Source organism: Embleya sp. NPDC056575, from assembly GCF_042793325.1.
Classification (GTDB): domain Bacteria; phylum Actinomycetota; class Actinomycetes; order Streptomycetales; family Streptomycetaceae; genus Embleya.
Window position 1 is genome coordinate 267,410 of sequence record NZ_JBHTVA010000001.1, and the last position, 6,073, is coordinate 273,482.

The window sequence follows — 6,073 nt, forward strand, 5'->3', positions numbered from 1 at the left end:
GCCGGAGGAGACGTCGCGGAGCCCGGCGGGAGTTCGAAGACACGCGCTAGACCCACCCGGCGTCGCGCGAGATGCGAATCGCGTCGATCCGGTTGCGGGCACCGGTCTTGCGGGTGATCGCGCACATGTAGTTCCGTACCGTCCCGATGCTCAGCCGCAGGCTGCGGGCGATCTCCTGCGCCGAGGCACCCTTCGCGGCGAGCGAGAGCACCCCCAGTTCGCGGGGGGTCAGCGGTGCGGTCGCGGCGCGCAGCAGGTCGAGCGCGAGCGTACCGTCCACGTAGCGGCGGCCCGTGGCCATGAGTCTTATCGCACGCGGCAGTTGCAACGGTTGAGCGTCCTTGTCCACGAAGCCCAGCGCCTTGGCCTCCGCCGCCCGGCGCAGGCTGCCCGGCCGCGCGGTGGTGGCCAGCACCAGTAACGCGCAGTCCCGGTCGACGGGGCGACTCGGTAGACGGGATGCGCCGGGACAGTCCACGTCCACCACGCATACGTGCGGACGTTGGGCGCGGGCCCGGTCGGGAGCGCTCTCCCAACTCTCGGCGACCACCTCGATGTCCTCCTCCCGATCGAGCAGCGCGGTCAGCGCCGATCTCATCAACTCCGTGTCGTGCACCAAGAGAACCCTGATCATGTCCGCCCCCAGTCTGTGCCGACGCGCCTGAGGTGCCCGTCAAGCACGTCGATAGGTACCCCATCCCGAGGATCTCAGCACAACCTGTAATCGGATGATTCTTTAATGCGACATTCAGATCCCGGGTTCTCGTCTCCTGTCGAACCATGATCGAGTCGGGCCGCTATCAACCGAGGGTTCGAAGGACTTCGGACACGCCGCCCGCGCCATCGTTTGCCGGGGCGTGCGGGGCCGGCGCGTCCGGGAGTCGGCCGCCGAGGCCGGCGTCGGCTCAGGGCTCAGGACTCAGGGCTCAGTCATCGTCGTCGTCGCCGAAGACCTCCTCCGCGAGCATGCCGCCGAGGAAGCCCGCCGCCGCGCCGGTCACCATGCCGCCGACCATCCCACCCGGGCCGGAGCCGCCGCCGTGCGCGCGGGCCCGCGATCCCTCCCCGACGCCGGTGTTCACCCACGGGCTCGGCCGCATCGCGTCGTACGACGAACCGCCGTGCGGAGTACGCGCCGCGTACTCCTCGACGGCGCGCCGGATCCAGGTGTCCACGGTGCCCGCGAGGTCCTTGCTCAGGTCGGTGTGGTCGAGGCGGGTGCCGGTGTCGACGCCCAGGCCCGGGCCCGGGCCGAACGTTTCGCCGCGTGGGCCCACGCGCACCGAGACGTGGGTGGCGTTCGGGGTGGAGCAGAAGGACAACGCCACCTCCCCGCACCTGTCGGCGTAGCGCGGGGCGGCGTGGAACGCGACCTCCTGGCGAAACGGCAGGTCCTGCTCGGCGCCGAACCGACCCATCGTCGGATCGGCGTCCTTGAAGGTGAAGCCGAGCGCCGACGCGGCCTCCAAGACCCGCTGTTGCACCGGAAGCGGGTCGATGTCGACCGCGTCGACGGCGTGCCGTCGGCGACGACCGTCCAGGACCATCAGCGTGCGCAGCCCCACCGCCGGGTTCGCCAGACGTTGCCCCGCGATGGTGGTGAACGGCGCCGCCCAGGGCACCGGGAACGAGAACGGCAACTCCCGCTCCTCCCGCGCGGCCAGCCGCAGCGGGCCGCTCACCACGGCGTCGGCGAACGGGATGGGGCCTTCGCCCGCGCCGGCGGGACGCCCGATGCCGGCGGCCGTCGACAGGACCAGGGACAACGTCACCCCGTCGACCTCGGCCGGGCGGCTGCCGCCGACGAGGGTGACCCGGCCCCGGAGGGTTCCGCCGGGCCGGGTCACGGGCGTCGACAACGTCGTCCGTACGTCGGGGGCACCCACGCCGATGGCATCGAGAACACGGTTGAACACCATCTGGTGCATTCCTTTCGGAGATGTGCGGTCGCAGAGGGGAACGCGCACGAAGCTCCGATAGTTGCATACTTGCGCAACTTTTAAATCACAGCACCCCGAGAGGGCCTACGCGCCCGCCTCGCGCACCCGTTCGGCGAACTGCCCCGAGGTGACCACGTCGGCCGTGGACTGGGCCAGCACCACCAGCGCCGCGCGGTGCACCTCCTCGGCCGACATCGCACCCCAGCCCAGGTCGGGATGGTCGTAGGTGGCGCAGGCGTCGGCGATCACCAGCGTCCAGTAGTCGCGGAACATCGCGTCCCGGGCGGTGGCGTGCACGCAGTCCTCGGTGGTCACGCCGGTCACCGCGACCGTGGTGATGCCCCGACCGCGCAGCAGCATGTCCAGGTCGGTGCCGTGGAATCCGCTGTAGCGGTGCTTCTTGACCACCACCTCGCCCTCGGCGGGTGCCACGTCGGGGTGGATCTCGCTCCCGGGCGTGCCGTCGACCAGCGCCTCGCCCGACGCGATCGGCGGGTACAGGTCGCCGTAGCGCCCCCGGTCGGAGCCGTCGGCGCGGTGTACGTGGGCGGTGTAGACGACCATGATCCCGGCCTTGCGACACAGGTCGAGCAGGCCGGCGAGGGTGGGCAACATGGCGCGCCCGGCGGGCGATTCCAGCGGCGCGCCGGGGGAGATGAAGTCGTGCTGGACGTCGACGACGATCAGCGCGGTGCGCGCCGGATCGACGGTACTCACCTGGTAGCCCATGACGCGGACCTCCTCGACACCGTCTATATATGGCGTGGAATTGACGGACGCCACAGTAGCTCTATATCCAGAGGTTGAGAAGATCCGTTCCAGGACCGGAGTCGGGGCCAGGGCCGGAGTCGGGGCCGGGGCCGGAGTCGGGGCCGGGGCCGGAGTCGGGGCCGGGGCCAGGGCCGGCGTCAGGGTCAGCGCGCCGCCAGTGTGTCGTCCACCCACTCGCTCGCGAGCACCTCGTCCAGGACCAGACTGCCGGCGCCGAGCATGCACGCGTCCCGGCCGGTGACCGCCGTGGCGATCTCCAGGTCGCGGGTGGCCAGCGGGAGGCAGCGCTCGTAGATCGCCCCGCGTACGGCGGCCACGAACGGCTCGGCGGCGGACAGGCCGCCGCCCAGGACGAGCACGTCGGGGTTGAAGAAGTTCACCAGCGGGACGAGCACCTGCCCGGCCAGCCGGCCCGCGTTGCGGACCAGCGTGGTCGCCTCCGGCACGCCGTCGTTGACCAGTTCGACCAGATGGCGCGAGGAGGTGACCTCGATGCCCTGCGCGCGCAGTATGCGGCGCAGCGCCGCGCCGCTGGCGTGCGCCTCCAGGCAGTCGGAGTGGCCGCACGAGCAGGTGACCGGCTCGGGCACGTGTACGGGGACGTGGCTGATGTCGCCGGCGGCGCCGCGTCCGCGATGCAGTCGGCCGGAGACGATGATGCCGCAGCCGATGCCGGTGCCGGCCTTGACCGCCATCAGGTTGTCCCGGTCCGGCCAGCCGTAGCGGTGTTCGCCGACCGCCATCAGATTGGCGTCGTTCTCCACCACCACGCGTACGCCGAGCAGTTCGCTCATCCGGCGGCCGATCGGGAAGTCGTTCCAGCCGGGCATCCGGGACGGGGCGACCACCTTGGCCTCGCCGGGGTCGACGGGTCCGGGCATGCCGATGCCGACGCCGAGCAGCGGCAGGTGCTCGACCTCGGCCTGACGCAGCGTCATGCGCAGGTTGTCCAGGAGTCGTTCGATCACCCGCTCGGGGCCTTCGGCGATCTCGCCCGGGAGTTCGTGTTCCAGGAGCACCCGGCCGGCCAGGTCGAGCACCGCCATGCGCACGTGGTGGGTGCCGACGTCGACGGCGACCACGACGCCCGCGTTCTCGTGCAGGCGCAACTGTCGGGGTCGGCGCCCGCCTCGGGAGGCGCCCTCGCCGTCCTCGCGGAGCAGGCCGGCCTCTATCAGCTCCTCGACGCGCAGCGACACGCTCGACGGTGCCATGCCGCTCAACCGGGCGAGTTCCGCCCGGGATCGACCGTGCCCCTTGGCCACCAGTCGCACCAGGTCACCCGCGCTTCCACCCAACGTTCCACTCCCGTTCGAGGCACACCTGCTGCGGTACGGCAGTGACAGGAATAGCACACCCCGTAATAACCAGCAAGGCATTGACTTTATTCGAATTTCGCTTCTACTGTCACCTGAAACTTCGATTCCGAACAAAGATGGAGCGTTGATGAAGCCCGCGTCGCCTTCTTCCGCCGTAGTGACGCCCATGGTCGAGGCGCGGGCCATCAACAAGTCGTTCGGCGCGGTCCGCGTGCTGACCGACGTGGACCTGACCGTCGCGGCCGGCGAAGTCGTCGTACTGATCGGCCCGTCGGGCGCGGGCAAATCGACGCTGTGCCGTTGCCTGAACCGGCTGGAGAACGTCGACTCGGGCGTGGTCCTGCTGGACGGCGAGGAACTGCCCGCCGAGGGTCGGGCCTTGGCCCGGCTGCGCACCGAGGTGGGCATGGTCTTCCAGCAGTTCAACCTGTTCGCGCACAAGACCGTGCTACAGAACGTCACCCTCGGCCCGACCCGGGTCAAGGGTCTGTCCGCCGCCGACGCGGAGCGCCGGGCCCGGGAGTTGCTGGACCGGGTCGGCATCGCCGACAAGGCCGACCACTACCCGGCCCAGCTCTCCGGCGGTCAGCAGCAGCGGGCCGCCATCGCCCGGGCGCTGGCCATGCAGCCCAAGGTGATGTTGTTCGACGAACCGACCAGCGCACTCGACCCGGAGATGGTCAACGAGGTCCTGGACGTCATGGTCGACCTGGCCCGCGAGGGCATGACCATGGTCGTGGTCACGCACGAGATGGGCTTCGCCCGCCGGGCCGCCGACCGCGTCGTGTTCATGGCGGACGGTCAGATCGTCGAAGTCGGCACGCCCGACACCTTCTTCACCGCCCCCGCCACCGACCGCGCCCGCGACTTCCTGTCCAAGGTGCTCAGCCACTGACGCCCGCGCTCCTTCGGGCCCGTCCGTCCCGTCCCCCCTGTACCCCCGCCTAGCTGCAAAGGAAGGCCCCGATGTCCGGCTTCCCCCTGCGTCGCCCGCGCTCCGGCGCGTCATCGCGTCGGCTGCGTACCGCCGTTCCGGCCGTTTTGGCCGCGTTGTCCCTGAGCGTGCTGGCCGCCTGTTCCAGCGACTCCTCGTCCGACGCCGTCCCCGGCGGCAAGCCGGCCGGCGAGGACGTCGCCAAGAAGGCCGAGGGCGCGCCCGACGCCGCGATCCTGCCCGGCTCCACGATGGCCAAGATCAAGGAGCGCGGCTACCTGATCGTCGGCGGCTCCCAGGACGCGCCGCTGTGGTCGCAGCTCAACCCGATATCCGGCAAGACCGACGGGTTCGACGCCGAGATGGGCCGACTGCTGGCCAAGTACATCATCGGCAAGCCCGAGGTGAAGATCGTCAGTTCGGCCACCGAGACCCGTGAGGCGCTGCTGCAGAACGGCACCGTCGACGTGGTCTTCCAGACGTACACGATCACCCCGAAGCGGGCCGAGCAGGTCGCCTTCGCGGGCCCGTACTACTCCTCCGGCCAGGCCATCCTGACCAAGAAGGGCGCGAGCGGGATCAAGACGCCCGCCGACCTGAACGGCAAGACCGTGATCGCCGGCGCCAACACGCCCGCGATCGCCGCGATCAAGCAGGTCGCGCCGGACGCGAAGGTGGTCACCTTCGGCAGCGACCCCGAGTGCGTGACGGCGCTGCGCCAGGGCCGGGGGGACGCGTACGTGCAGGACCAGGCGTTGCTGGTGGCCGACGTGAAGCAGAACCCCGACACCACCGTCGTGGGCGAGCCGTTCACCTCCGACCCGTACGGCATCGGCCTGAAGAAGGACGACGCCGCGTTCAAGACGTTCGTCAACGACTGGCTGCGCAAGATCGGCCAGGACGGTTCGTGGCAGACGGTCTGGAAGCAGACGCTCGGCACGGTCGTCGAGGGCAACCCGCCGACGCCGCCCGCGATCGGCGGCGTCCCCGGCTCCTGAGCCCCGGGGTCGGGGGGGGGGGGAGGACCGCCCCACCCCCGGGGGGTAACCGGGAGAACCCGCCGACCCCGCCAACACCCCCCCCCAACCCCAAACCGCCCCCACGCGCCC

6 protein-coding genes are annotated in these 6,073 nt (G+C 70.7%); 2 read left to right on the top strand and 4 right to left on the bottom strand.

Translation table 11 applies throughout. The features are described from left to right. Positions 1–46: 46 nt before the first annotated feature. From ACFRCG_RS01125 to ACFRCG_RS01140, 4 genes are all read right to left on the bottom strand, one after another. Complete coding sequence (locus ACFRCG_RS01125) at positions 47–634, bottom strand: LuxR C-terminal-related transcriptional regulator (RefSeq protein WP_380027358.1); 588 nt, start codon at positions 632–634, stop codon at positions 47–49. 292 nt (positions 635–926) lie between these two features. Beyond that, the gene (locus ACFRCG_RS01130) at positions 927–1,919 is read right to left on the bottom strand and encodes a sporulation protein (RefSeq protein WP_380027360.1); all 993 of its coding nucleotides are present in this window, start codon (positions 1,917–1,919) and stop codon (positions 927–929) included. A 105-nt stretch (positions 1,920–2,024) separates the two neighbouring features. After that, on the bottom strand, positions 2,025–2,723 hold the full coding sequence (locus tag ACFRCG_RS01135; RefSeq protein WP_380027362.1) for an isochorismatase family protein: 699 nt from the start codon (positions 2,721–2,723) through the stop codon (positions 2,025–2,027). A gap of 131 nt (positions 2,724–2,854) precedes the next feature. After that, on the bottom strand, positions 2,855–4,009 hold the full coding sequence (locus ACFRCG_RS01140) for an ROK family protein (RefSeq protein ID WP_380003704.1): 1,155 nt from the start codon (positions 4,007–4,009) through the stop codon (positions 2,855–2,857). A gap of 148 nt (positions 4,010–4,157) precedes the next feature. Between ACFRCG_RS01140 and ACFRCG_RS01145 the strand changes: the two genes are divergently transcribed. Both ACFRCG_RS01145 and ACFRCG_RS01150 read left to right on the top strand, forming a co-directional pair. Continuing rightward, a complete protein-coding gene (locus tag ACFRCG_RS01145; protein WP_380027365.1) occupies positions 4,158–4,925 on the top strand; it encodes an amino acid ABC transporter ATP-binding protein in 768 nt (255 codons plus the stop codon). Between the two features lie 71 nt (positions 4,926–4,996). Further along, positions 4,997–5,962 carry a glutamate ABC transporter substrate-binding protein gene (locus tag ACFRCG_RS01150; protein WP_078980331.1) on the top strand — a complete coding sequence of 322 codons (966 nt, stop codon included), beginning with the start codon at positions 4,997–4,999 and terminating at the stop codon, positions 5,960–5,962. Positions 5,963–6,073 lie beyond the last annotated feature (111 nt).